At 28.4% G+C, this 23,057-nt stretch carries 20 protein-coding genes, 1 tRNA gene and 3 pseudogenes; 19 read left to right on the forward strand and 5 right to left on the reverse strand.

Annotated features, from left to right (window positions below; genetic code table 11):
• Position 1: 1 nt before the first annotated feature.
• Positions 2-1,351, reverse strand: a complete 1,350-nt coding sequence (locus ACH36K_RS07065) for a putative DNA modification/repair radical SAM protein (protein ID WP_411170239.1) — start codon at positions 1,349-1,351, stop codon at positions 2-4.
• Positions 1,352-1,520: 169 nt separating this feature from the next.
• Between ACH36K_RS07065 and ACH36K_RS07070 the strand changes: the two genes are divergently transcribed.
• The 4 genes from ACH36K_RS07070 to ACH36K_RS07085 all read left to right on the forward strand — a co-directional run bounded on the left by ACH36K_RS07070 (position 1,521) and on the right by ACH36K_RS07085 (position 5,491).
• Positions 1,521-1,769 (forward strand): hypothetical protein, encoded by a 249-nt coding sequence (locus ACH36K_RS07070; protein WP_322413374.1) that lies wholly within the window; start codon positions 1,521-1,523, stop codon positions 1,767-1,769.
• 201 nt (positions 1,770-1,970) lie between these two features.
• Positions 1,971-3,023, forward strand: a complete 1,053-nt coding sequence (locus ACH36K_RS07075) for an ABC transporter substrate-binding protein (RefSeq protein WP_411170240.1) — start codon at positions 1,971-1,973, stop codon at positions 3,021-3,023.
• A gap of 171 nt (positions 3,024-3,194) precedes the next feature.
• A complete protein-coding gene (locus tag ACH36K_RS07080) occupies positions 3,195-3,752 on the forward strand; it encodes a DUF3867 domain-containing protein (RefSeq protein ID WP_411170241.1) in 558 nt (185 codons plus the stop codon).
• Positions 3,753-3,934: 182 nt separating this feature from the next.
• On the forward strand, positions 3,935-5,491 hold the full coding sequence (locus ACH36K_RS07085) for an ABC-F family ATP-binding cassette domain-containing protein (RefSeq protein ID WP_411170242.1): 1,557 nt from the start codon (positions 3,935-3,937) through the stop codon (positions 5,489-5,491).
• A gap of 236 nt (positions 5,492-5,727) precedes the next feature.
• Here ACH36K_RS07085 and ACH36K_RS07090 read toward each other — a convergent pair whose 3' ends face one another.
• From ACH36K_RS07090 to ACH36K_RS07100, 3 genes are all read right to left on the reverse strand, one after another.
• On the reverse strand, positions 5,728-6,363 hold the full coding sequence (locus ACH36K_RS07090) for a hypothetical protein (RefSeq protein WP_411170243.1): 636 nt from the start codon (positions 6,361-6,363) through the stop codon (positions 5,728-5,730).
• A gap of 175 nt (positions 6,364-6,538) precedes the next feature.
• Positions 6,539-6,614: transfer RNA gene (locus tag ACH36K_RS07095), tRNA-Met, on the reverse strand.
• A gap of 344 nt (positions 6,615-6,958) precedes the next feature.
• Positions 6,959-7,105 carry a hypothetical protein gene (locus ACH36K_RS07100; protein ID WP_411170244.1) on the reverse strand — a complete coding sequence of 49 codons (147 nt, stop codon included), beginning with the start codon at positions 7,103-7,105 and terminating at the stop codon, positions 6,959-6,961.
• Positions 7,106-7,433: 328 nt separating this feature from the next.
• Here ACH36K_RS07100 and ACH36K_RS07105 point away from each other — a divergent pair, with 328 nt between their 5' ends.
• From ACH36K_RS07105 to ACH36K_RS07135, 7 genes and pseudogenes are all read left to right on the forward strand, one after another.
• Positions 7,434-8,093: a hypothetical protein gene (locus ACH36K_RS07105; RefSeq protein ID WP_411170245.1), complete on the forward strand. Its 660-nt coding sequence runs from the start codon at positions 7,434-7,436 to the stop codon at positions 8,091-8,093.
• 528 nt (positions 8,094-8,621) lie between these two features.
• Positions 8,622-8,909, forward strand: coding sequence for a CD3324 family protein (locus ACH36K_RS07110; RefSeq protein ID WP_411170246.1), 288 nt, complete (start codon positions 8,622-8,624; stop codon positions 8,907-8,909).
• Between the two features lie 200 nt (positions 8,910-9,109).
• Positions 9,110-10,663 (forward strand): ABC-F family ATP-binding cassette domain-containing protein, encoded by a 1,554-nt coding sequence (locus ACH36K_RS07115; RefSeq protein WP_411170247.1) that lies wholly within the window; start codon positions 9,110-9,112, stop codon positions 10,661-10,663.
• Between the two features lie 117 nt (positions 10,664-10,780).
• Positions 10,781-11,170: a DUF2809 domain-containing protein gene (locus ACH36K_RS07120; RefSeq protein ID WP_411170248.1), complete on the forward strand. Its 390-nt coding sequence runs from the start codon at positions 10,781-10,783 to the stop codon at positions 11,168-11,170.
• A 111-nt stretch (positions 11,171-11,281) separates the two neighbouring features.
• Positions 11,282-12,271, forward strand: coding sequence for a questin oxidase family protein (locus ACH36K_RS07125; protein WP_411170249.1), 990 nt, complete (start codon positions 11,282-11,284; stop codon positions 12,269-12,271).
• A gap of 115 nt (positions 12,272-12,386) precedes the next feature.
• Positions 12,387-12,578: pseudogene (locus ACH36K_RS07130) on the forward strand (transposase); the annotation flags it as partial.
• Positions 12,579-12,764: 186 nt separating this feature from the next.
• A complete protein-coding gene (locus ACH36K_RS07135; RefSeq protein WP_411170250.1) occupies positions 12,765-13,001 on the forward strand; it encodes an HAD family hydrolase in 237 nt (78 codons plus the stop codon).
• Between the two features lie 124 nt (positions 13,002-13,125).
• On the opposite strand, the gene ACH36K_RS07140 is transcribed toward ACH36K_RS07135, so the two are convergent.
• Positions 13,126-13,791, reverse strand: a complete 666-nt coding sequence (locus tag ACH36K_RS07140) for a helix-turn-helix transcriptional regulator (protein WP_411170251.1) — start codon at positions 13,789-13,791, stop codon at positions 13,126-13,128.
• A 180-nt stretch (positions 13,792-13,971) separates the two neighbouring features.
• Here ACH36K_RS07140 and ACH36K_RS07145 point away from each other — a divergent pair, with 180 nt between their 5' ends.
• From ACH36K_RS07145 to ACH36K_RS07180, 8 genes and pseudogenes are all read left to right on the forward strand, one after another.
• Complete coding sequence (locus ACH36K_RS07145) at positions 13,972-15,189, forward strand: maltose ABC transporter substrate-binding protein (RefSeq protein WP_411170252.1); 1,218 nt, start codon at positions 13,972-13,974, stop codon at positions 15,187-15,189.
• 117 nt (positions 15,190-15,306) lie between these two features.
• Positions 15,307-16,261: pseudogene (locus ACH36K_RS07150) on the forward strand (carbohydrate ABC transporter permease).
• Positions 16,261-17,169 carry a sugar ABC transporter permease gene (locus tag ACH36K_RS07155; RefSeq protein WP_411170253.1) on the forward strand — a complete coding sequence of 303 codons (909 nt, stop codon included), beginning with the start codon at positions 16,261-16,263 and terminating at the stop codon, positions 17,167-17,169. Before ACH36K_RS07150 ends, ACH36K_RS07155 begins: the two are co-directional and overlap by 1 nt.
• 18 nt (positions 17,170-17,187) lie before the next feature.
• Positions 17,188-18,921 carry a glycoside hydrolase family 13 protein gene (locus tag ACH36K_RS07160; protein WP_411170254.1) on the forward strand — a complete coding sequence of 578 codons (1,734 nt, stop codon included), beginning with the start codon at positions 17,188-17,190 and terminating at the stop codon, positions 18,919-18,921.
• 68 nt (positions 18,922-18,989) lie between these two features.
• Positions 18,990-21,137: an alpha-amylase family glycosyl hydrolase gene (locus ACH36K_RS07165; RefSeq protein ID WP_411170255.1), complete on the forward strand. Its 2,148-nt coding sequence runs from the start codon at positions 18,990-18,992 to the stop codon at positions 21,135-21,137.
• Positions 21,138-21,401: 264 nt separating this feature from the next.
• Positions 21,402-21,560, forward strand: coding sequence for a hypothetical protein (locus ACH36K_RS07170; RefSeq protein ID WP_411170256.1), 159 nt, complete (start codon positions 21,402-21,404; stop codon positions 21,558-21,560).
• A gap of 170 nt (positions 21,561-21,730) precedes the next feature.
• Positions 21,731-22,513, forward strand: coding sequence for a molecular chaperone DnaJ (locus ACH36K_RS07175; protein WP_411170257.1), 783 nt, complete (start codon positions 21,731-21,733; stop codon positions 22,511-22,513).
• A gap of 45 nt (positions 22,514-22,558) precedes the next feature.
• A pseudogene (locus tag ACH36K_RS07180) lies at positions 22,559-23,017 on the forward strand (amidohydrolase family protein); the annotation flags it as partial.
• Positions 23,018-23,057: the final 40 nt, after the last annotated feature.

Here is a 23,057-nt window from a genome sequence, read left to right on the forward strand (position 1 = left end):
TTTAAAATTCTCCAGTTAGAGAGGTTATAGTATCTGTTGGCATAATTATCTTTTTTGGTTCAGGTAATAAAATCCCATTAGATGAAGAAGGATATATATTATCAAAAAAAGAAAGTTGCTCAGAAGTTTCATTTTCTACTTTAGGTTTATCCATATAAAGTAATCTAGTTCTAATTTTTTCTTCATCAAAGGATACATCTCCATAATACTTACCTTTGCAGGTTATAAAATATTTAGCTCTTTTTAAAACTATTCCAAGCTTTCTTAAATCTTCAAAGGTTAAAGAATGAACTTTTCTTGTAATTAATATTCTTCTAGCTGAACGTACACCTATTCCTGGAATTCTAAGAAGGGTATCATAGGATGCTTTATTTATTTCTACTGGAAAATTTTCTATATTATTTAATGCCCAAGAAGTTTTAGGGTCAAAATTTAAATCAAAGTTATCATTTTCGTTTTTCAAAAGCTCCTTTGCTTTAAATCCATAAAGCCTTAATAGCCAATCTGCTTGATATAATCTATGTTCCCTAACTAATGGTGGATGAGTAATATCAGGAAGGGCTTTTTCATTTCTTACTACAGGAACATAAGCAGAATAATAGACTCTTTTTAAATTGTATCTATTATACAAATTTTCTGATAAATTTAATATTTTATAATCACTTTCAGGAGTTGCACCAACAATAAGTTGTGTGCTTTGGCCACCAGGTACAAATAATGGTGCTGATTTTATGTTCTTCTTTAAATCTTTATTTTCTATTATTGAATTTTTTATAATACCCATTGGAGCTAAGATATTTTCTTTGCTTTTTTGTGGAGCGAGAAGTTTTAAGCTAGATGCTGATGGCAATTCTATGTTAACACTCATTCTATCAACATATTTTCCAGCTTCCTTTATTAATGATTCATCAGCTCCAGGTATAGCCTTTAAATGAATATAGCCATTAAATCTTTCTTCAGTTCTAAGTTTTTTTACTACCATTAAAAGTAGCTCCATAGTATAGTTAGGATTTTTAAAGATAGCAGAACTTAAAAATAATCCTTCAATAAAATTACGTTTATAGAAGTTAATAGTTAATGAGACTACTTCATCAGGAGTAAACATTGCCCTAGGAACATCTTTGCTATAAGCATTAACACAATATTTACAGTTATATATACAATAGTTGGTTAAAAGTATCTTAAGAAGAGATATACATCGTCCATCAGCAGTAAAGCTATGACAAATACCGCTATTTGAAGCATTTCCTAACCCATTATTAGAATTTTTTCTTTTAGATCCAGAAGAAGAACAGGACACATCATATTTAGCAGCAGCTGAAAGAATATTAAGCTTTTCGTCTATATTCAAAGAGATCACCTTTCTTTATAAAGTATTTAAAATAATTATACAGAACAAATGTTCTTATTTCAATATGTAATTAAATATAAATTAATAAATTACTAATTTCATAATTATTGAATAAATAGAGGTTAAGTAGGATAATATAGAAGGTGATAAAGTTTACGGAGGTAGGATTATGTTTACTATTATGGCAATAAAAATAGAACCTAGAGTATCAATTGCACCAACAGTTCAAGAGGTTTTAACAAGATACGGATGTATAATCCAAACTAGGTTAGGTTTACATGAAGCAAGCAAGACATCTTGTGCTAACTCAGGTCTTGTAATATTAAATTTAATTCATGATGAAAAAGAAGAAATCAATAAGCTTATGGAAGAATTAAATGCAATTGAGGGTGTTACAGCAAAATTAATAGAAGTATAGTACTATTTAAATATTAACCATTTATTAAGTGGTTAATATTTTTTTATTATTAGAGTATAAAAAAGATATATAATAATATTATTTTTAATAATATATAAATAGTGACTTGGAGATTTTTTACTTGCAATTAGTAAAATTAATTATATAATTATTATTGCTAAATAATGATTATTATATAAAGATAGAAAGGAAGATAAATTAATGAAAAAATCTATAAAAATATCTGCTTTAATATGCAGTATGATTTTAACTGTTACTTTATTTGCAGGATGTCAAAAAAGTAATAAAAAAACTATAAATGTCTTAAACTATGGAGAAAATATAGCAGAAGGAGTAATTGAAGAGTTTGAAGATAAGTACAATGTAAAAGTAAATTATAAAACTTTTGATGATATGGAGACTATGTATATAGAAGTATCTTCAGGAAAAACAAAATGGGATGCAATTTTAGTTGCAGATTATATGGCAGATAGAATGATCCAAGAAGGATTGCTTCAAAAAATAGATAAAGAAAAAATTCCAAATTTAAAGGAAATGAATGAAAATGATATGGGACAAGCTTATGATCCTAATAATGAATATACTGTACCATATATGAATGGAACAATAGGAATAATATATAATAAAGATTTAGTTAATGAAACAGTTGATAGCTGGGATATAATGTGGAATGAAAAATATAAGAAGCAAATATTTGTATTAGATGCTCAAAGAGATGCTATAGGGATGGCACTTAAAAAGTTAGGATACTCACTAAATACAACTAATGAAAAAGAACTTGAAGAAGCTAAAAATTTACTAATAAAACAAAAACCATTAGTATTAAAGTATGGAGCTGACGAGGTTAAAGATTTGATGACTTCGGGAGAAACATCCATTGCTATGATATGGTCTGGAGAAGGGTTAACTTTAGCCGATGAAAATGAAAATTTAGAGTATGTAATTCCGAAAGAAGGAGCTAATTACTGGTTAGATTCATGGGCAATTCCAACTAATGCAAGTGATAAAGCAACAGCTGAGGAATTTATAAACTTTGTAAGTAAAAAAGATAATGCTTATAAAATAGCAGAGGAGATAGGTTATACAACTCCAAATAAGCTAGCTATGGAGGAGCAATCAGAAGAAGTTAAAAATAATAAAGGTGCTTATATGCCAAAAGAAGTTATGGATAGATGTGAAGTTTATAGGTATTTACCACAAGATCAATTAAGATTATACGAAGAAGTTTGGAATGCTGTTAAAGCTGCAAATTAATTATAAGATATATAACATTTATATGAAATCTATAATACAATAGTAAAAGGATATACTATATTTAATTGTTCTTAAAAAAATATTAATATTGTATTAACCTAATAGAATAAAACTTATAATGGGAGTATAATATTAATAACATCTACTAAAGGTATAGGAGTTGATTATTTTATGGACAGAGTTATAGATTTTAATGAATTAAAAAATAGAGTAAATGATAAAGATATAGATAAATTTGAATCATATATGTATTCTCTTTATTATGATATGTCTTCTGGAAAATTAAATATGGCCGATTTTACAAAAAAGATTATGGCTTATATGGAGGAAAATAACATATCTCAAGATAAGTTCTTGAAAATGCAAACAAAGCTTATGGAAAGATACGGATTTGATGCTTCATCTATTGAAGAGCAGGTAAAGTCATTAGGTCTTAATAATATTATTCCAGGAGCAGGTGATTTTGAAAAGACAAGAAAAACTATGAGCTTTCAAGAGAAGTATAAGGATAGACTAAAAGTTAGTACTGTAAATAGTTATTTTATTAAAAATGAAAAAAATGATGTAAGTATCTTAACAGAAGATATTAATGTAATTTTAAAAAGCTCAGGTAAAATTGATTTAACTGACTTAGAATTAAATGACTTTTTATGTTCTTATAAAAAGCTTGTTGAAAATAATCCTCTTAAAATATCTATCTGCGAAGATATAAAAGAATATGAATACTAAAATTGTTAAAAAAAATCTATTTATTTTGTAGAATTATAGTTTATAATAAATAAGGTGTGATTGGTGTCACATCTTATTTTTGTATGTAAGTTTAAATAAAGATTATATATTTATTTAAAGATAATAAAATTAAATTTGAAATAGGTAAATTTAGAATTAAAACAACAACCAGGAGGATAAAAATGAGCGTTTTAACAGTTAAAGATATGAGTCATGGCTTTGGAGATAGAGCTATTTTTGAAGATGTATCCTTTAGATTATTAAAGGGGGAACACGTTGGTCTTATTGGAGCAAATGGTGAAGGTAAGTCAACATTTATGAATATAGTAACAGATAAGCTTATGCCGGATGAAGGAAAGGTTATTTGGTCTAATAATGTTAGAGTTGGCTATATGGATCAACATGCAGCTTTAGTAAAAGGACAAAGTATAAGAGATGCTTTAAGAGATGCTTTTAAGTATTTATTTGATTTAGAAACAGAAATGAACTCTCTTTATGAAAAAATGGGAGATTGTACTCCAGAAGAACTAGAAAAAATGCTTGAAAGAACAGCAGTTATTCAAGATTTATTAGATCATAATGGTTTTTATGTAATAGATGCAAAGGTAGAAGAAGTGGCTAAAGGTCTTGGACTTTTAGATTTAGGTTTAGATAAAGATGTTGATGATTTATCAGGTGGACAAAGAACAAAGATACTACTTGGAAAGTTATTACTTCAAAATCCAGATATACTACTTTTAGATGAGCCTACTAACTATTTAGATGAAGAACATATAGAATGGCTTAAGAGATATTTAAATAATTATGAAAATGCATTTATATTAATTTCTCACGATATACCATTTTTAAATTCAGTAGTTAACTTAATTTATCATGTTGAAGAAAGAAAGTTAACAAGGTATGTTGGAGATTATTATGAATTTAAGAGATTATATGAAGAAAACAAAAAGAGATTAGAGCAAGCTTATGAAAAGCAACAAAAGGAAATAGCTAGATTGGAAGATTTCGTTGCAAGAAATAAAGCAAATGTTGCTACTGCTAATATGGCTAAATCAAGACAAAAGAAACTTGATAAAATGGAAGTAATAGAACTTTCAAAGGAAAAACCAAAGCCAGAGTTTAACTTTAAAATAGCAAGAACAGCTGGAAAAACAATATTTGAAACTGAAGATTTAGTTATAGGATATGATTCGCCACTAACTAAGCCATTAAACTTATTAATGGAGAGAGGACAAAAAATAGCTTTAGTTGGAGCAAATGGACTTGGTAAATCAACATTACTTAAAAGCTTACTAGGAATACAACAGCCACTATCAGGAAAAGTTCATAGAGGAGACTATCAACATATAGGTTACTTTGAGCAAGAAGATAGATCGGGAAATACAAATACTTGTATAGAAGAAGTGTGGCAAGAGTTTCCAAGTAAAACACAATACGAGATAAGAGCAGCACTTGCTAAATGTGGTTTAACAACAAAGCAATTAGAATCAAAAATAATGGTTTTATCAGGTGGAGAGGCTGCAAAGGTAAGAATATGCAAGATTCTAAATACAGAAACAAATATATTAATCCTAGACGAGCCAACAAATCACTTAGATGTAGATGCAAAAGACGAATTAAAGAGAGCATTAAAAGAATACAAAGGATCAATTTTACTAGTATCCCACGAACCAGAATTCTATAGAGATGTTGTGACAGAGATATGGAACTGTGAGGATTGGACAACTAAAATAGTATAATAGCTTGTTTTAGTACTATTGGATTTAGGATTATAAAGAGTGAACCGTACCTCAAGCAAATGAGATTAATAGACTTAGTTACTGGTGTTACTTGTAGGTGAGCAAATTAGGGAACATGAATGGATAGATAAGATAATCGAACTATTAAATAATAAAAAATAAGATGTTTATAAAAATTTTATATATGATAAATAAAGAAAGCCTAGTGTTACATCACTAGGCTTTCTTTAGGATATTTATTCGATTACTTTGTTTTCTAAGTTGCTACGTCTACAATCCAGAGGGTTTAAGTTTATGTGATGTACAATTTCAGATTCAGTAGGATTCATTATAAGTTTATCTAAATGAATTCTACCCTGTGGAGTATTTGCGATAACTATGATAACTCCATTCTTCTTATATTGAACCCAACTAAACTCGTCAGTTATAACAGTATTTAAATCTTCAGAAGAAATTAATGCCCTAGCATGTGGAGTGCCGTATTTATTAGTTAGGATGATAGCAATGGTGTTATCATCAACTTTTTCATATTGATTTTTTTGAGCACTTGGGACTATTTCTAAATTAGATTTTCTGTTATCTAGCATATTTCCATTAATATGTTTAACAGGAGCTTTTGGATTAGCATTTAAAATAACTGTTTGAAGACTTTGTTTTAAATGCTTAGTTCCTTTTGATTTGCTTATATTTTGAATTGTATAAGCATTAAAATCTTTATTCCATTCAGCAAACCAAGTTCCCATAGATTTTATTCTTTCAATATCGTCAGCATCTATTTGGAAAACTAACTCACTTCCATCTTTCTTTAAAACAGTGGCATAAGCAATGTGTTCTTTAACATAAAATTTATTTTCAAAAGTTTTATAATTCATTAAATATGTACCTTCTTTCATAATGATCTAAATGAAAGTATAACATAGGATGAGTAAATTAGCTCTGTTATCTTTCAATTAATTAACATGATTTAAATAAAATTTTGAGAGAGGATTAACAAATGATTCAGAAGCTTTTAAATAATAAAAAAACCTTACAGTAAGAGTAAGGTTTTGGTTGCGGGAGCAGGACTTGAACCTACGACCTTTGGGTTATGAGCCCAACGAGCTACCAACTGCTCCATCCCGCGATATTAAGTTTACATATTGGCTTGGCCAACTTGTATTATTAGTATATGCTTAATAAAGATTGATGTCAAAGCGAGATAACATCATATTGTGGAATATGATGACAAGAGATGGCTTAGCATGTCAGATGATATCAAATGCTAAGAAATAAGAAAAAGTTAAATTAAGATTTAAAACCATAGCTAATGATTTATAATAAATAAAATTCTATTCAAAACCAAATTATATTATATAAAAAAGCAACTTAAATAAATATATTTTAAAATATGCTTTGATTTTATGCTTAGTTATATAAATTTTGCTTAAATAAGATTAATAAACCATTTTCAACATTCACCTCATAATATTAGTTTTTAAAATAGTACATATTTATTTTTATATCATCTTCGGATAGCTCTTCTTTTGGAGTAATTCTAGTAGGAGTAAATCGGTATAGTGGTAGTGATATAGATAATAACAAAGCTATAATAATAAATCTTTTTATTTGCTTCATAAAATAAATCATCCTTTAGCTATAATAAAAATATTATATATCTAGTTGAAATAAGTGGTAATCGTAGCCAGTAGAACTCCTAAAAACATAAAGACATATTATTGTGGAAATGGTTGTGAGGAATGGACAACTAAAATAGTATAATGATAACTATTAGATAATTAATAAGAAGTAGCTTCAAGCCTTTATAATATTAAGGCTTGGAGCTTGTTTGTTATTATGTAACAATCTTTAATATTAATTTAAATATATAAATGAAAAAATCAATATATACAAAATTTATATAATAATGATATAATTAACTAGACAGGAAAAAGGAGGATACATGATGAAAAAGAAATTTTTATTGCTAATTATGTCTATTTGTATTTTATCAACAAGTCTAATAGCATGTGGTAAAACAGAGAAAGATCAAAAGGGTGATAATAAACCTAAAGTAGAGGATAAAAAAGATAATTCTTCAGAGAAGGATGGTTCTAAGGATAGTAAATCAGATAATGATAAAGCTGTAGGAGATAGTAAAACACAGGATAGTTCATCTAATGCAAAAGGCAATGTAGCTGATTTAGAAGATTATACAGTAATAGTTGATGTTGAAGAAGGAATTAACTATAAAAAAGGTGATTATTCAGAGGTGGATTTTGCAGTTCAATTATTAAAAGATTTTTTTGCTGGAAAAAATATTGATGATAGAATAGTTAGTGATAATGATGATTATAGTGAGTTAATACCTATTACAGCTGAAGATAAATCAAAATTAGATAAAATGTTGAAGATGACTAGGTTAGATCTTGATGTTGCTGATGGAAAGAATATTAATGTAGAGCCTTTAAAAATAGAAAAAGATATGACATTAATTGAAAATGCTAATTGTGACTTAAGCATCCAATTAAAGCTAATGCCAGAAGGTAGTGAGAAAGCATATTCAAATATGTATGGTGTAAATATATTTAAAATTAATGGTGAGTATAAAGGTAGAATATCTTAATGTAATATTATATTTTAGAAAATATATCTAATTTATAAAGATTGAAGATATTAAAGGTCAATAAGAGATCGTAAAATTAATACATATTTTGTTTTATAATGATAATATAGGTAGAATTGATCTGCTGAAAAACTAAATAAAATAATATTAACAAAGATTTAGAGTTAAAACAGCTAATTATAAGGTTGAGAAGCATAAAAGTATTCTTAACCTTTATTTTATGAACAATAACATTGTGATTATAGACATAAAAATAAAATAATATATAAATTGAAGGTAGTTCTATGATGAATTTAACTTTATAAGTTAATTGAATTGAGGTATAATCTTACTTATAGGCTATTGTAATTTATAATGAGGTGATTGAAAGTGATTGAAAATAACTGCGCTGTAGTTAGCTCTGCACAACGATTGTAAGACATGAAACAAGTTGTTCAGAGCTGATTTAAAAGATTAATTTGATATATATGTTTTATTAATCGTTGTGCCTTATTTACAAAATAAGTGTAGATAAAGGAGCAATGATTTATGAGATATGAAAAAGCGCAAGATATTCTTCCAGAGAAAATATTGAAAATAGTTCAGGAATATATAGATGGAGAATATCTATATATCCCAAGAAAAGATGAAAATAAAAAGACTTGGGGAGAGAACAGTGGAGCCTTGAAGGAGTTGGATATTAGAAATAGAAAGATTATATGCAAATATAAAGAGGGAACTTCTGTAAAGGAATTATCTAATGCCTTTTATTTAAGCGAGGCTAGTATAAGAAGAATAGTGAGATTGTATAAAAATAGGGAAGTATATTCCCCGTAATTATAAGCAGGTAATATGACTTAGGTTATAGGTTGTATCACCTGCTTTTTTGATAGAGATCTTTACAGAAATGTTTATGAACTTGTAGTTTTGATTTAGAACATGCTAAGCTAAAATAGATGATTGTTACGAATGCTTTTCTCTTGAAGCAATGAAAAATAGCAATGGTTAGAAATGAAATAAAAGAGGGGAATTAACAAATGAGTATTTTGAAAGTGACTAACATGTCACAGGGGTTTGGGGATAGACAGATTTTTAATGATGTGTCTTTTAATTTATTAAATGGAGAGCATATTGGTCTAGTTGGTGCTAATGGAGAGGGAAAGACTACCTTCCTAAAGCTGATTACCAATGAAATATTGCCAGATCAAGGAACTATAGAGTGGAACAGAAAGGTTTCAGTTGGCTATATGGATCAAAATGTGAAACTTAGAGATGAGGATACAGTGAGGATGTATTTGCGAACAGCTTTTACAGAGCTTTTTAATATAGAGAAAAATTTAAATAAGATATATGAAAATATGAGTACCATGGCTAGGGAAGAAATGGAGAAGGCCCTTAATAAAATAGGAGTATTACAGGAAACCTTAGAGAAAGGTGAATTCTATTCTATAGAATCTAAAATAGAAGGAATAGCCACAGGTCTTGGGTTTAAAGATTTACTGGATAGAGGAACCTCGCAATTAAGTGGTGGACAGAGGAGCAAGATATTACTTGGGGAATTGCTCCTAGAAAAACCTGATATTTTGCTTTTGGATGAGCCAACAAATCACTTGGACGAGGAGAATATAGAATGGCTCAATGGATATTTATCAAACTATGAAAATGCTTTTATAGTAATCTCCCATGACAATACATTTTTAAATGGTGTTATCAATGTAGTTTATCATTTAGAAAATAAAAAATTAACTAGATATGTAGGCAACTATGAGAAGTTCCTAAAATTGTACGAGGAGAGAAAAACACAGATATTAATAGACTATAATAAACAACAGAAGGAGATTGAAATTCTTGAGGATTATATAAGAAAGAATAAGGTTAGGGCATCTACAGCTGCTATGGCAAAGTCCAGAGAGAAGAAGCTTAACAAAATCCAGAGAATAGAAATAGTAAAAAATAAGCCTAAACCACATTTCATTTTTCAAGAAGCTAGCCCTTCTGGAAGCTTAATCTTTGAAACAAAGGATTTAGTCATTGGCTATGAAAGACCATTGACCTCTCTATTAAATTTAAAGATGATGAGGGAGGATAAGATTGCTCTTATAGGTGCTAATGGAATAGGTAAAACTACGCTTTTAAAGAGTTTGATAGGTCTATTGAACCCAATAGACGGAGAGGTAACTCTAGGAGTCCTTCAGAATATCGGTTATTACCAGCAGGAAGTGAAGGAAGAGGTTACAAAGAAACTTGTGATAAAAGAATTATGGGATGAGTTTCCAAAAGATAGCCAAACTCAGATAAGAACAAAGCTTGCTAGGTGTGGATTGACTAGGGAGCATATTGAAAGTACTATGGATATCTTAAGTGGTGGAGAACAAGCAAAAGTAAGGCTTTGTAAGCTTTTAAATAAGCCAACTAACATTTTGATTCTAGATGAGCCAACAAATCACCTAGATGCTGATGCCAAAGATGAGCTAAAAAGAGCGTTAAAAGAATATAAAGGTAGTATTCTTTTAGTATGTCACGAACCAGAGTTCTACAAAGATGTGGTAACGGATGTGTGGAATTGTGAGAAATGGACAACAAAAGAATAGTAAAGTTTATAAATTTTAAGAGTTAGCTTGTTGCTAGCTCTTTTTGGTATAATTAAGAATAGATAGTTAATTGTGTTAAGGTGGAAAAAGGTTAATAAGTAGTCACTAGGAGAATATATGAAAATTAATATTAAATACTTAATAGCTTTCATTACTTTATTTTTAATTGAGGTTGGAATTGCACTTTTTATAAATGATAGAATTATTAGACCATATATTGGAGATATTCTAGTAATTATATTAATGTATACTTTTACAAGAAGTTTTATTAAAAAGCCAATAAGGTTTTTAGCTATATATTTATTTGTTTTTGCATCATTTGTTGAAGTTGTGCAATATTTTAATATTCTAGAAGTTATGAGTTTACAAGATAATAAAATACTTTCAATTATTTTTGGTAGTACATTCGATATAAAGGATATTCTATGTTATTTAATTGGAAGTATAGTTTTAATAATATGGGATAATAGAGAGACCTTAAAGGAAAATTGTATTAGAGGAAATTGATGGGTGTTGGATAGCCTTTGGCATTAAAGAGTAATTATAAACACTGACTCATTGACAAGTATTACCAATGTGGTAAAATATAATTGATAATATTTTTCAATAGGAGGAGTTATGTTTAAAGAATTTTTTAATAAATATAAAGATTATGCCAGTGATTACAATGGAGGATTATCTAGCCATATACCTATGGTAAGCTATTCACTATATGAGTTAGGAGTTCCTTTTAATGAAATAGAACAATATTTAGATAAAACAATTGAGAGAATAAAAATATCTAAGGAAGACCTTTCTAAACTATATAATATAGGTGATGAAAATTTTCAGGAATACTTAGGAGTTGAAGATTCTTTAGGTTCATATTATGATTATTTTTCTCAAAAAATAAATAAATCAAATTATTTAGAGATAATAGGAGAATTTTTACCTAAATTAATTAGGGGAGTTGCAGCTCGTGCCTTTCATCCATTAATTAGATTATCATTTGCTGTAAGAAGTGAAAATGAGGAAGAGGTTATAAAATCACTAAGTTATTTTGCCTCAACCTTTACACCACATCAATCTGATGTTCTACCGTCTAAATCAGAAAATCCATTAGAGTCTCTTAAAATACTTGTAGAATCAGTTAAGGGTGAAGATTATAGTGGTAATTTAATTGTTGATAGGATAGAAAAGATATACAGATTAGATGGATTTAAGAAGAATGCTTTTACTTTAAAAGGAAATGATTCAGAGGTATTATCACAATTAGATATAATTATAAATAAATTATTTGTAAAGACTAAGAATTTTACAATATTACATGCAGTTACATCTAAAGAGGCATTTAAAAACTTATTGCCTTTAGTTAAGGATAAGGAATATATATTACAGGATTATTGGTTAGCTATTTTAGCTGCTTATATTACAATAGGTAGTCCTGAAGTTAGAGATTTAAGTGTTGATACTCCACAAAATTTACCTGAATTTAAGGATATAATAAAGACAAGTATTAATTCGAATAATGATCATACAATAAAACTTGTAAATGCATGTAGACTTGAATTTGAAAAATCAGGTGACGAAGTATATAAGTACATGGCATATTTAAGAACTTTAAATTAATAAGTAAACCTTCCAATACTACTTGGAAGGTTTTTTATATTGCTTTGATAACCACTGGCTATTCAAGTGGATAAAATGGCTTTAGCTCTGAGCAAAAAAGAACTCCCATGATAGAATGAAAGCGACTGACAATCGTAAAACAAAAAATCATAACAGGTGTCGTATAGGTAACGACATAGAAAGCTTATCACATACAGAATGGAGGTGCCAATATCATATAGTATTTGCACCGAAATATAGAAGACAGATTATATATGAAAAGTATAAATTAGAAACTGGTAAGATATTACGTGAAATATGTAAAAGAGATGTATTATAAATTATAGGGACTAATGCATGACCTGATCATATAAATATGCTTGTAACAAATAAAATATATTTAGGAAATTATTTAAAAAAGCAAAATAATTCTTGACTTAGAGTTAACTCCAAGTAATATAATGTGGTTAAGTTATCCTTAGGCAAAGTGTTCTCAGGTGGAGAAATTAGTGAAATGGGAATTACTAAAAGTGCTGGTATAAAAGTAATCTTAGATTATTTTAATATAGATAAAGAGGATATATATGCCATTGGAGATGACTATAATGATTTTGATATGTTAAAGTTTGCAAATCATAGCATTGCGATGGGACATGCTCCAGAGGAAATAAAAGAATTATGCGAATACATTACAGAAGATATTGATCATGATGGTTTATATTATGCTATGAAAAATTATGATTTAATTTAAAATATAATAAAACTATATATGGATAATGTTACAATGATGGGGCTTTGAAAATCATATAGTAGTTCCAGAAGAAGGGGCTGTATCAGATTGAACAAAAATGTTCAATCTGATACAGCCCATTTATTTAAATTTGTATGTTTTGATTTCTAAATTGACTTGGAGTTAAACCAACAATACTTTTAAAAGATTTACAAAAGTTTCCTTGATCACAAAAACAAAGCACAGTAGATATTTCTAAAATGCTTTTATTTGTTGTAATAAGAAGTACCTTAGCTCTATTAATTTTCAGATCTTTAAGGTACTTCATTATTGAAATTCCCATATTTTTTTTGAAAGTATTTGATAAATATCCAACAGATAAATTTAGGTCATTAGCCATTTCTTCTAAAGTAATACTGTTTTCTATATGAATATAAAGATATCCTATTATTTTATTTAAGATTAGATTGTTTTTTAATTCAACATAATTAATTAATATATCAAAATATGAATTAATCATATCAATTTCTAGTTGTTGCAAATTATATAACTTTTTAGTATTTTGTATAGCGTTATAATACTTATTGTACAAGGTATGAAGATATGTCTTTGTACTACCATTTCTAAAAACCTCTCTAGCAAATATTACATTCCACATTATAAGATCATTTTGTTTGGTTACTATTTGTAAATTTTCTTTTGTTTCATTCTCATGTTTATCCAAAGTTAAGTTTAGTAAAGTATTACGATCTTTATTTTCTATTAAAAAAGTAACCTCATTAATAAATAGAAACTCATCAGAATCATACATAGCCTTATCCCCCAAAAAAAGTAATATTAAATAAATTATATAACAATTAGAGGAAAATACATACAAAATAAACAAAAAAATTCAATTTTAAACAAAAGTTAATTTTAATAATAAGTATAATAAAAATATAAAGGTTGCAATCGTTTTCTAATTATTAGCCTAATTATGGAGGGATTATTTATGAATAAAAAAGTTAAATTAGTTGCATCAATGCTTACAGTCGTAATGGGAGTTTCAGCATTGTGGGGATGTGCAAGTAGTAATAATAGTAAAAAAAATGATGATAAAGAAATAGTTGTATGGTCAAATTTAATGGACAATGAAGTTGAAGCTGTAAATGAAATTGCTCAACAATGGGCAAAAGATAATAATAAGAAAGTTAAGGTTTTAAAAGATAATTCAGGCTATCAAGAATTCTTGCAAGCAGCAAATTCAGCTAAAGGACCAGATATGTTATTTGGAATTGCACATAATAATTTAGGTACATTCCAGGCAGCAGGATTGTTAGAAGAAGTGCCAAGTGATTTCGTTAATAGAGATGATTATGTAGGTAGTAATGTATGGGATGCAGTTTCATATGATGGAAAGGCTTATGGTGTTCCGATTTCAATGGAAACATACGCGTTATTTTATAATAAGGATATTGTTAGTAAATTACCAGAAACTATGAATGAATTAGTAGAGCAAGCTAAAGCCCATGGACCATCAGGATTCCAATTTCCGATTAATGATTTCTACTATACAGCAGCATTTGTTCAATCATATGGTGGATATGTGTTTGGTGGTGGAAATGGTAGTTTAGATGTTAATAATTTAGGATTTAATTCCGAAGGTTCTATAAAAGCATATCAATACTTACAAGATTTAGTTCAAAAGGACAAGTTTATGGTTCCAGATATAACAGGTGATATAGCAAATAATTCTTTTAAGTCTGGTGAAGCAATATTTTATATTGGTGGACCATGGGATGTAAGTGGTTTTAAAGAAGCAGGAGTTAATTTTGGTATTACTGCAATCCCTAAAATTAATGGAGTACCAGCAAAATCATTTATGGGTGTTCAATCAGCATTTGTAAGTAGCAAATCCGAGTCTAAGGATGATACATGGAAGTTAATGAAATATTTAATTGAAAATAGTGGTGATAAATTATATGAAGTGGGTAATAGAATTTCAGTTCTTAAATCAGAATTAGAGAAGAGTGAAGTTGCTAATAATGACTATACTAAAGGTTTTATAGCGCAATTAAAATCTGCAGTTCCAATGCCAAACGTTTCCGAAACTCAAGCTATTTGGGATGGAGTTAAAAATATACAAAGAATATTATTAGGTGAAGATCCAAAGACTGTTGCGGAAGATATCCAAAGGGCAGTTAAAGATGCTATAGGAGTATCAAAATAATTAATTATGCTCCCAAATTTTATTTGTTTTTAAGAGGAATGGACTTAAGCCTTCCTCTTAATTACTAATTAGATTATCAGTATCAATAAAGAGTTGCTTTGGTGGAGGAGGAAATGTATGAAGAAAGAAAAAATTAGATATAAAGATAATATTAAAGCATATAAGTATCTAGCGCCAGCATTAATTAGTATTGCCATTTTAAGTGTACTACCTACTTTATACAATATCTTTTTAGCATTTACTGATTATAGTATAAAAAATCAGAATTATCCTTATGGAAGTGAAAATGGATGGAGCATAGTAGGGTTATATCAATTTAAACAAGTATTAGTTGGTCCATTAAAATCAGAATTCTTTCCTCTTTTAATATGGACATTAATTTTTACAACAATATCAACTCTAGGTTGCTATTTAGTTGGTCTAATATTTGCACTTGTACTTAACGATAAAAATATGAAGGAATCATTTATATATAAAGGTCTATTAATAATACCTTGGGCATTACCAGGGGCTATAACTATAATTTCATATAAAAGTTTGTTTAACAGTCAGTATGGAGCTATAAATATTATACTTCAAAACTTACACATTATTAATGAGCCAGTAATGTGGCTAACAACACCTTTTTCAGCAAGATTAGTAGTGATATTAGTAAATATTTGGCTTGGATTTCCCTATATGATGAATGTCTGTATAGGGTCATTAACAGCTATTCCAACTACTTATTATGAGGCAGCAGATATAGATGGAGCTAGTGGTATACAAAAGTTCTTTAAGATAACTTTACCATCATTAGCAAAAACCTCATATCCTTTATTAATTGCTAATTTTGCTTTTAATTTTAATAACTTTAATTCAGCATTTTTATTGACAGAGGGAGGAACCAACAAAGGCAGGATCATCATTTGCAGGTTGGACAGACCTCTTAGGCTCTGCAACATATAAAATGTCAACTAGTCAAGGGAATTTTGGGCTAGGTGCTGCAATGTCAATATTGATTTTTATAATAATTGCAGCATTATCAATAATTAATATGAATATTTCAGGTCAGTTTAAGGAGGTGGAAGATTAATGGCAGAGAGTAATCTTAATATCAAAGTTAAAAATAAGGAAAGTATTACTGTATATAACTTACAATATAAACGTAAAATATCTGTTAGGGAAAGAAGCATATTATGGATAAAAAGAATATTTATTTGGATATCAATACTAGTAATATTATTTCCTGTATTTGCAATAGTTTCTGCATCCATATCTTCTGGTACAAGCTTTATGCAAAAATCATTAATCCCACAGACAATAACATTTGAGAATTATAAAGCAGTTTTATTAAATAATAATGGATTTTTAAAATGGATGGTAAACACTACCTTTGTTGCCTTATTAGTTTCTACTGCTCAAATATTAATGACTTTGCCAGCAGCGTATGCTTTTTCAAGATTTAAATTTAGAGGTAAGAAAAAAGGATTAATGGGATTACTTATAGTACAAATGTTTCCAGCAAGTATGACAGTACCAGCGATACTAGCTGTAGCATATAAGTTTCAATATGGCATGGACAACTTATGGTTTTTATCCTTAATCCTTTGTACAGGGAGTGCTTATAATATTTGGCTAATGAAAGGTTTTATGGATGGACTACCAAAGGAATTAGATGAAGCAGCGAAGGTGGATGGTGCAACTACATGGCAAGTATTTACAAATATAATTTTACCATTAAGTAAGCCTATGGCAGTAGTAATATTCTTCTTTTCATTTATTGGTCTATTTGGAGAATTTGTATTCTCTTCTGCCTTAATTAAAGAAAAGTCAATGAGATTAGTTGTAGTAGGGTTAAAAGGGTTAATGGGTGATAAAGTAACAAATTGGCCACAGTATGCAGCAGCATCAGTAATGGTATCAATACCTCTTGCAATTGTATTTATGTCTATACAAAAGTTTATTGCAAGTGGATTAGTTGCTGGAGCAGTTAAGGAATAATTATAGGAGGAACTAGAGGTGAATAGACACGCAATATACCATATAACAGATGTACCATATGCTTATGGAAAAGATTTAGATACCTTATCAATAGTTTTACGAACAGCTAAAAATGATATAAAAAAATGTGAACTATATTATAAAGATAGATATGATTGGGAAAATGACTTTAATGTAGTTGAAATGTATATAAAGAATAAAACAGATTTATTTGATTATTATCATGTAGACATTTCTGTAGATAGAAATAGATACAGATATTATTTCAAGTTAACTGATTTATATGGAAATTCATTTTACCTAGATGAAAGAGGTATAAGGAATAATGAGATAGATAGAAAGGAAGCTACAGCATTTCAGTATCCATATATAGCTAAAGGGGATTTATATGATGAAGTGAAATGGCTTCAGGAATCTGTAGTATATCAAATTTTTGTTGATAGATTTTGTAATGGAGACAGTAGTAATAATCCACCTAATGTGTTGGAATGGGGAGAAGAGGTAACAAGGACTTCTATGTTCGGAGGAGATCTTAAGGGGATTATTAATAAGCTAGATTATTTAATGGAATTAGGAATAGATTTAATATACTTAACTCCAATATTTAAATCTTCATCAAATCATAAGTATAATATAGGTGATTATTTTGTAATAGATCCACAGTTTGGTGATATCGAAGATGCTAAAGAGTTAGTTAAACAGTGTCATAAAAGAAATATGAAAATAGTATTAGATGCAGTTTTTAATCACTCAGGAGATGATTTTTTTGCCTTCGAAGATATTGTTAAAAATGGTGATAGCTCTTTATATAAGGATTGGTATTTAGTAGATTCCTATCCTATTGATAAGGAAAGGGTTAATTATTATACCTTTGCAAATAATGTTTATACAATGCCTAAGTTTAATATTTCCAATAAAGAAGTTACGCAATATTTATTAAATGTAGCTAAATTTTGGATTGATGAAGTAGGAGTTGATGGTTGGAGGCTTGATGTTTGTGATGAAGTTGATCATGATTTTTGGAGAGCATTTAAGAAAACAGTAAAAGAAGCAAATCATAATGCAATTATTGTTGGAGAAATAATGCATGAAGCAACATCATTTTTAAAGGGGGATCAACTTGATAGCATTATGAATTATCCTTTTAAAGGAGCTTTGATAGATTTTTTCGCTAAAAGATCTATATCGGTTCAGCAATTTAGTGAAATTTTAGCTCAAAACAGGGTTATATATATAGAATCTATAACTAGACAATTATGGAATTTATTTGGAAGCCATGATACACAAAGATTTTTAACAGAATGCAAAAATGATATTAAAAGAATGAAGTTAGCCATAGCTTTTCAATTTTGTTATATAGGAGTTCCATATATATACTACGGAGATGAAATAGGTTTAGATGGAGGAGAGGAACCATTATCAAGAAAATGTATGATATGGGATAAAGAAAAGCAAAAAAGAGAATTATTTGATTTATACAAAAGGTTAATAAAGATAAGAAAAGAAAATAGTGAACTTATTTACGGTGAATATAATGAGATTTATTGTAACAATAATGTTATAGTGTTTGAAAGGGTCAATAATGATAACAATAAGGTTATTGTTGCAATTAATAATAATGAGATTGAGGTAGAAGTAGAATTAAATTTATATAAAAATTTTAAAGAGCTATTAAATAATAATGATAGAGAAATTGAGGAAAATTTAGTTTTAGCTCCAATGGAATTTAAAATTTTAAAAATGATAAAGTAGAAATATTTATTTAATACAAAGATATCCTAAATTAATGTTTAAAAATGAAATTTAAGGAGGATGTATAAATGAAAACTTTAAGAAGATTTGGAATTTCAATGTTATCATTAGTATTGCTTATAGTAAGTTATGTAGGTCCAGTTAACTATAAGACAGTATTTGCTCAATCCAATACAGAAACTTATGCCACAAGTCAAAATGGAATAAATAAGGTTGATTACTCAAAGGATGTAATCTATCAGGTAGTAACTGATAGGTTTTATGATGGAAATAAAGCAAATAACCCTTCAGGAGGGTTATATGATTCAACTAAGAGTGATTATAAAAAATATTTTGGAGGGGATTGGCAAGGAATTATAGACAAAGTTAATGATGGATACTTAACTAATATGGGAATAACTGCTCTATGGATTTCCCAACCAGTTGAAAATATCTACTCAGTATTAAATTCAGGAGGAACAGCTTATCATGGATATTGGGCTAGAGATTTCAAGAAAACTAATCCAGCCTTCGGTAATTTTGATGATTTCAGAAGATTAGTTGATACTGCTCATAGTAAGGGAATAAAAGTAATAATTGATTTTGCACCTAATCATACTTCCCCAGCATCAGAGGATACTCCTACCTATGCTGAAAATGGAAAGTTATATGATAATGGCACATTACTTGGTGGATTAACTAACGATAGTAAAAATTTATTTAATCATTATGGTGGAACAGATTTTTCAACCTTAGAAGATGGAATATATAGAAACCTATATGATTTAGCAGACTTAAACCATTTAAATTCAACTGTAGATTCCTACTTTAAAGCTGCAATTAAATTATGGTTAGATATGGGCATTGATGGTATTAGAATGGATGCAGTAAAACATATGCCTTTTGAATGGCAAAAGAGTTTTATGGATACTATTTATTCTTATAGACCTGTGTTTACATTTGGAGAATGGTTTTTAGGTGTTGGAGAAGTAGATCCTAATAATAGTAGTTTTGCTAATAATAATGGAATGAGTTTATTAGATTTTAGATATGCACAAACAGTTAGACAAGTTTTTAGAGATAAAAAGAGTAATATGTATGCATTAGATTCAATGTTTACTTCCACAGCAACAGATTATGAACACATTAATGATCAAGTAATATTTGTTGATAACCATGATATGGACAGATTCTCAACTTCAAATAATAATACATCTGTAGATCAAGCATTAGTTCTAACACTTACATCAAGAGGGGTACCAGCAATATACTATGGAACAGAGCAATATATGAATGGTGATGGAGATCCATATAATAGAGGTATGATGAGTGGATTTAATACTAATACCAATGCTTATCAAATAATTAAAGCATTATCACCTTTAAGGCAATCAAATTCTGCTCTTGGGTATGGTGATACAAAACAGAAATGGATAAATAATGATGTTTATATTTATGAAAGAAAATTTGGTGATGATGTTGTAGTTGTTGCTTTAAATAAGGGAAGTAGTAGTGTTAATATTAGTGGTTTAGTCACTTCATTACCATCAGGAAATTATAGTGATGTATTAGGTAAGACAGTTAATGGAAATGATATTGTAGTAAATAAAGGTGCAGTTAATAATTTTAATTTAGCAGGCAATTCTGCTGCAGTATGGAGTTATAATACAAATACCAGTACACCTAATATAGGAAACGTAGCTCATCCAATGGCTAAAGTAGGACAAGAAGTAGTTATAACAGGAGAGGGCTTTGGAAGTGGAAAAGGAACTGTACGTTTTGGAAATGTTGCTGCAGAGGTTGTATCTTGGAGTGATAATGAGATAAAGGTTAAAGTACCTAATGTTCCTGCAGGAAAGGTAGCTGTTTCACTTCGAACAGCTGGAGGTATAGAAAGTAATATCTATGGAAATTATGATGTGGTAAGTGGTGACTTAGTGACTGTAAGATTTGTTGTGAAAAATGCTACGACAAATTTGGGTGAAAATCTTTATCTTGTTGGGAGTGTTCCTGAGTTAGGTTCATGGAATGCAAGCAAAGCTATCGGAGCCTTATATAATCAGGTAGTATATAAGTATCCAACATGGTATTATGATGTAAGCGTACCTGCAGGAACACGTATTGAATACAAATTCATTAAGAAAAATGGCACCTTAGTAACTTGGGAAAGTGGTAATAATCACGTATATACAGTACCTACAAATTCAACAGGCACAGTAGTTGTTGACTGGCAATAATATAAATACAAGAGAGTATGAATATTGGATAGGAAAAGTTATGAGTATATCATAAAAAATAGATAGCATAAAAGAAAAGTATACATAGAGATAAATTTAATCTTTATGTGTACTTTTTAATATGCAAAAGCTCTAAGTATAAAATGCTTAGAGCTTTCGTGTATTTATATAGGATTATATAAATGTGGTAGTAATTAAAATAAAGTTGAAAGGAAGATCAGATAGGGATATAATTTTAAATTATATGTTTAGAGGTGATAGTGTATGATAGAATGTGAGTTATGTGGAAACTGTATTCATGAAGATGATATAAGAGAATGTCCAGAATGTTTAAAGGAAATGTGTGAAGAATGCTATGAAAGACATGTTCCTATTTGTTTTTATGTCTCCGAGAATGATTATATGGATACATATAATGAGTAGATTATACTTCCTAAAGGTATGAAAGAAAATTTTATAATTTTTGAAACTAATATTTATTTTAATCATACTATAGGATATATTTACCTTTTAATTGACTGAAAAAAATTGATATAATAATTGTTAATCAAAAGATAGTAAATATAGTTTTATATATAGTATGGAGAAGATGTATGGAGCAATATAAGATTTTAGGTGTAGATGAAAATGCATCAATGGAAGAAATAAAAATAGCATATGAAAACAAAGTAAATAAATTAAAAGAAGAAATTAAAGATGAAAGAAGAGCAAAGGCTTTTATAAAAGTATTTGATAAAGCTTATGAAGAAATAAAATTTGAAAGAGAAAAAAATCAGTATAAAGAAACTTTTGTTAATGATTCTAATAAAAATAGCTTAAATGAGAATCCACAAAAAAATTTTAAAAGAGATACTTGGAATGAGTATGATAATTTTCAAGATGATGATAAATCAGAAATTAAGAAGAGAAGTAAAAAATCATCTTCTAATAATTCATTAATGAATAAACAAAAAAGTGATAAAAAGAAACCTTCAAAAGATAGAAATAAAGAAGGTAATAAAGAAAAGTATAAAAGAGATAATACTAAAAAAGTCGCAAATAGGAAAAAAAGTGAATCATCTACGATAAGTGAAGCAGTTAACATACTATTAAAAATAATAGCATTACCTGTAATAGCTGTATTGTCTATAATAATATTTTTATGCAAGGTAATAAATTTAATATCTTGGATTGCAACTAAGATTATTATAATAGGAGCAATAGCAGTTGCGTCTATACATGGATATCAAGTTTATGTTGGACAACCTATGTATTATGAAGTATTTGTATTATGTGCTGTGGCATTTCTAGTTTCTCTATTTTTACCAAGTATTTTAAAAGTAGTTCCATCAATATTAGGTAAAATAAATGATAAATTAAAAAAATTTGTTTTTTAAGACTAAAAAATTGGATTTTGTATAACTTTAATTTAAAAATGAAGACCTCTAGTAAACACTCATCTACAAGGAAGATTTGATACATATCCAAAGAGAAGAGGAATTACAAGAGTTAAAGAGTTTAATGAAGCAGGGATAAATGTATGCTTTGGACATGATGATATATTTGATCCATGGTATCCAATAGGAACAGGAAATATGTTAGAAGTAGTTCATTTTGGATTACATGCATGCCAAATGATGGGCTATGATGATATAAATGAATCATTAAAATTTATATCAACCAATAGTGCAAGGACTTTAAATATTGAAGATAAATATGGAATAGAAATAGGAAAGCCAGGTAACTTAATTTTACTAAATGCTGAAAGTGGTTATGATGCTGTTAGAAGAAGAGCAGAAGTTTTATATTCTATAAGAAAAGGAAAAGTAATTGCTAAAACTATACCAAGTAAATCATTTATAAATATAAATAAAGAAAAAGAAGTGAATTTTAAAAAATAATTATCAAATAGATTTAAGATTTTCTGATATATAGAGTATT

The sequence above is a fragment of the Clostridium sp. MB05 genome (assembly GCF_046581255.1).
GTDB lineage: Bacteria > Bacillota > Clostridia > Clostridiales > Clostridiaceae > Clostridium.

Excerpts from the sequence above, each read along its gene's own strand:
- ACH36K_RS07070 (WP_322413374.1), top strand. The coding sequence starts at position 1,521 with ATGTTTACTATTATGGCAATAAAAATAGAACCTAGAGTATCAATTGCA.
- ACH36K_RS07075 (WP_411170240.1), top strand. The coding sequence starts at position 1,971 with ATGAAAAAATCTATAAAAATATCTGCTTTAATATGCAGTATGATTTTA.
- ACH36K_RS07080 (WP_411170241.1), top strand. The coding sequence starts at position 3,195 with ATGGACAGAGTTATAGATTTTAATGAATTAAAAAATAGAGTAAATGAT.
- ACH36K_RS07085 (WP_411170242.1), top strand. The coding sequence starts at position 3,935 with ATGAGCGTTTTAACAGTTAAAGATATGAGTCATGGCTTTGGAGATAGA.
- ACH36K_RS07090 (WP_411170243.1), bottom strand. The coding sequence starts at position 6,363 with ATGAATTATAAAACTTTTGAAAATAAATTTTATGTTAAAGAACACATT.
- ACH36K_RS07100 (WP_411170244.1), bottom strand. The coding sequence starts at position 7,105 with ATGAAGCAAATAAAAAGATTTATTATTATAGCTTTGTTATTATCTATA.
- ACH36K_RS07105 (WP_411170245.1), top strand. The coding sequence starts at position 7,434 with ATGAAAAAGAAATTTTTATTGCTAATTATGTCTATTTGTATTTTATCA.
- ACH36K_RS07110 (WP_411170246.1), top strand. The coding sequence starts at position 8,622 with ATGAGATATGAAAAAGCGCAAGATATTCTTCCAGAGAAAATATTGAAA.
- ACH36K_RS07115 (WP_411170247.1), top strand. The coding sequence starts at position 9,110 with ATGAGTATTTTGAAAGTGACTAACATGTCACAGGGGTTTGGGGATAGA.
- ACH36K_RS07120 (WP_411170248.1), top strand. The coding sequence starts at position 10,781 with ATGAAAATTAATATTAAATACTTAATAGCTTTCATTACTTTATTTTTA.
- ACH36K_RS07125 (WP_411170249.1), top strand. The coding sequence starts at position 11,282 with ATGTTTAAAGAATTTTTTAATAAATATAAAGATTATGCCAGTGATTAC.
- ACH36K_RS07135 (WP_411170250.1), top strand. The coding sequence starts at position 12,765 with ATGGGAATTACTAAAAGTGCTGGTATAAAAGTAATCTTAGATTATTTT.
- ACH36K_RS07140 (WP_411170251.1), bottom strand. The coding sequence starts at position 13,791 with ATGTATGATTCTGATGAGTTTCTATTTATTAATGAGGTTACTTTTTTA.
- ACH36K_RS07145 (WP_411170252.1), top strand. The coding sequence starts at position 13,972 with ATGAATAAAAAAGTTAAATTAGTTGCATCAATGCTTACAGTCGTAATG.
- ACH36K_RS07155 (WP_411170253.1), top strand. The coding sequence starts at position 16,261 with ATGGCAGAGAGTAATCTTAATATCAAAGTTAAAAATAAGGAAAGTATT.
- ACH36K_RS07165 (WP_411170255.1), top strand. The coding sequence starts at position 18,990 with ATGAAAACTTTAAGAAGATTTGGAATTTCAATGTTATCATTAGTATTG.
- ACH36K_RS07170 (WP_411170256.1), top strand. The coding sequence starts at position 21,402 with ATGATAGAATGTGAGTTATGTGGAAACTGTATTCATGAAGATGATATA.
- ACH36K_RS07175 (WP_411170257.1), top strand. The coding sequence starts at position 21,731 with ATGGAGCAATATAAGATTTTAGGTGTAGATGAAAATGCATCAATGGAA.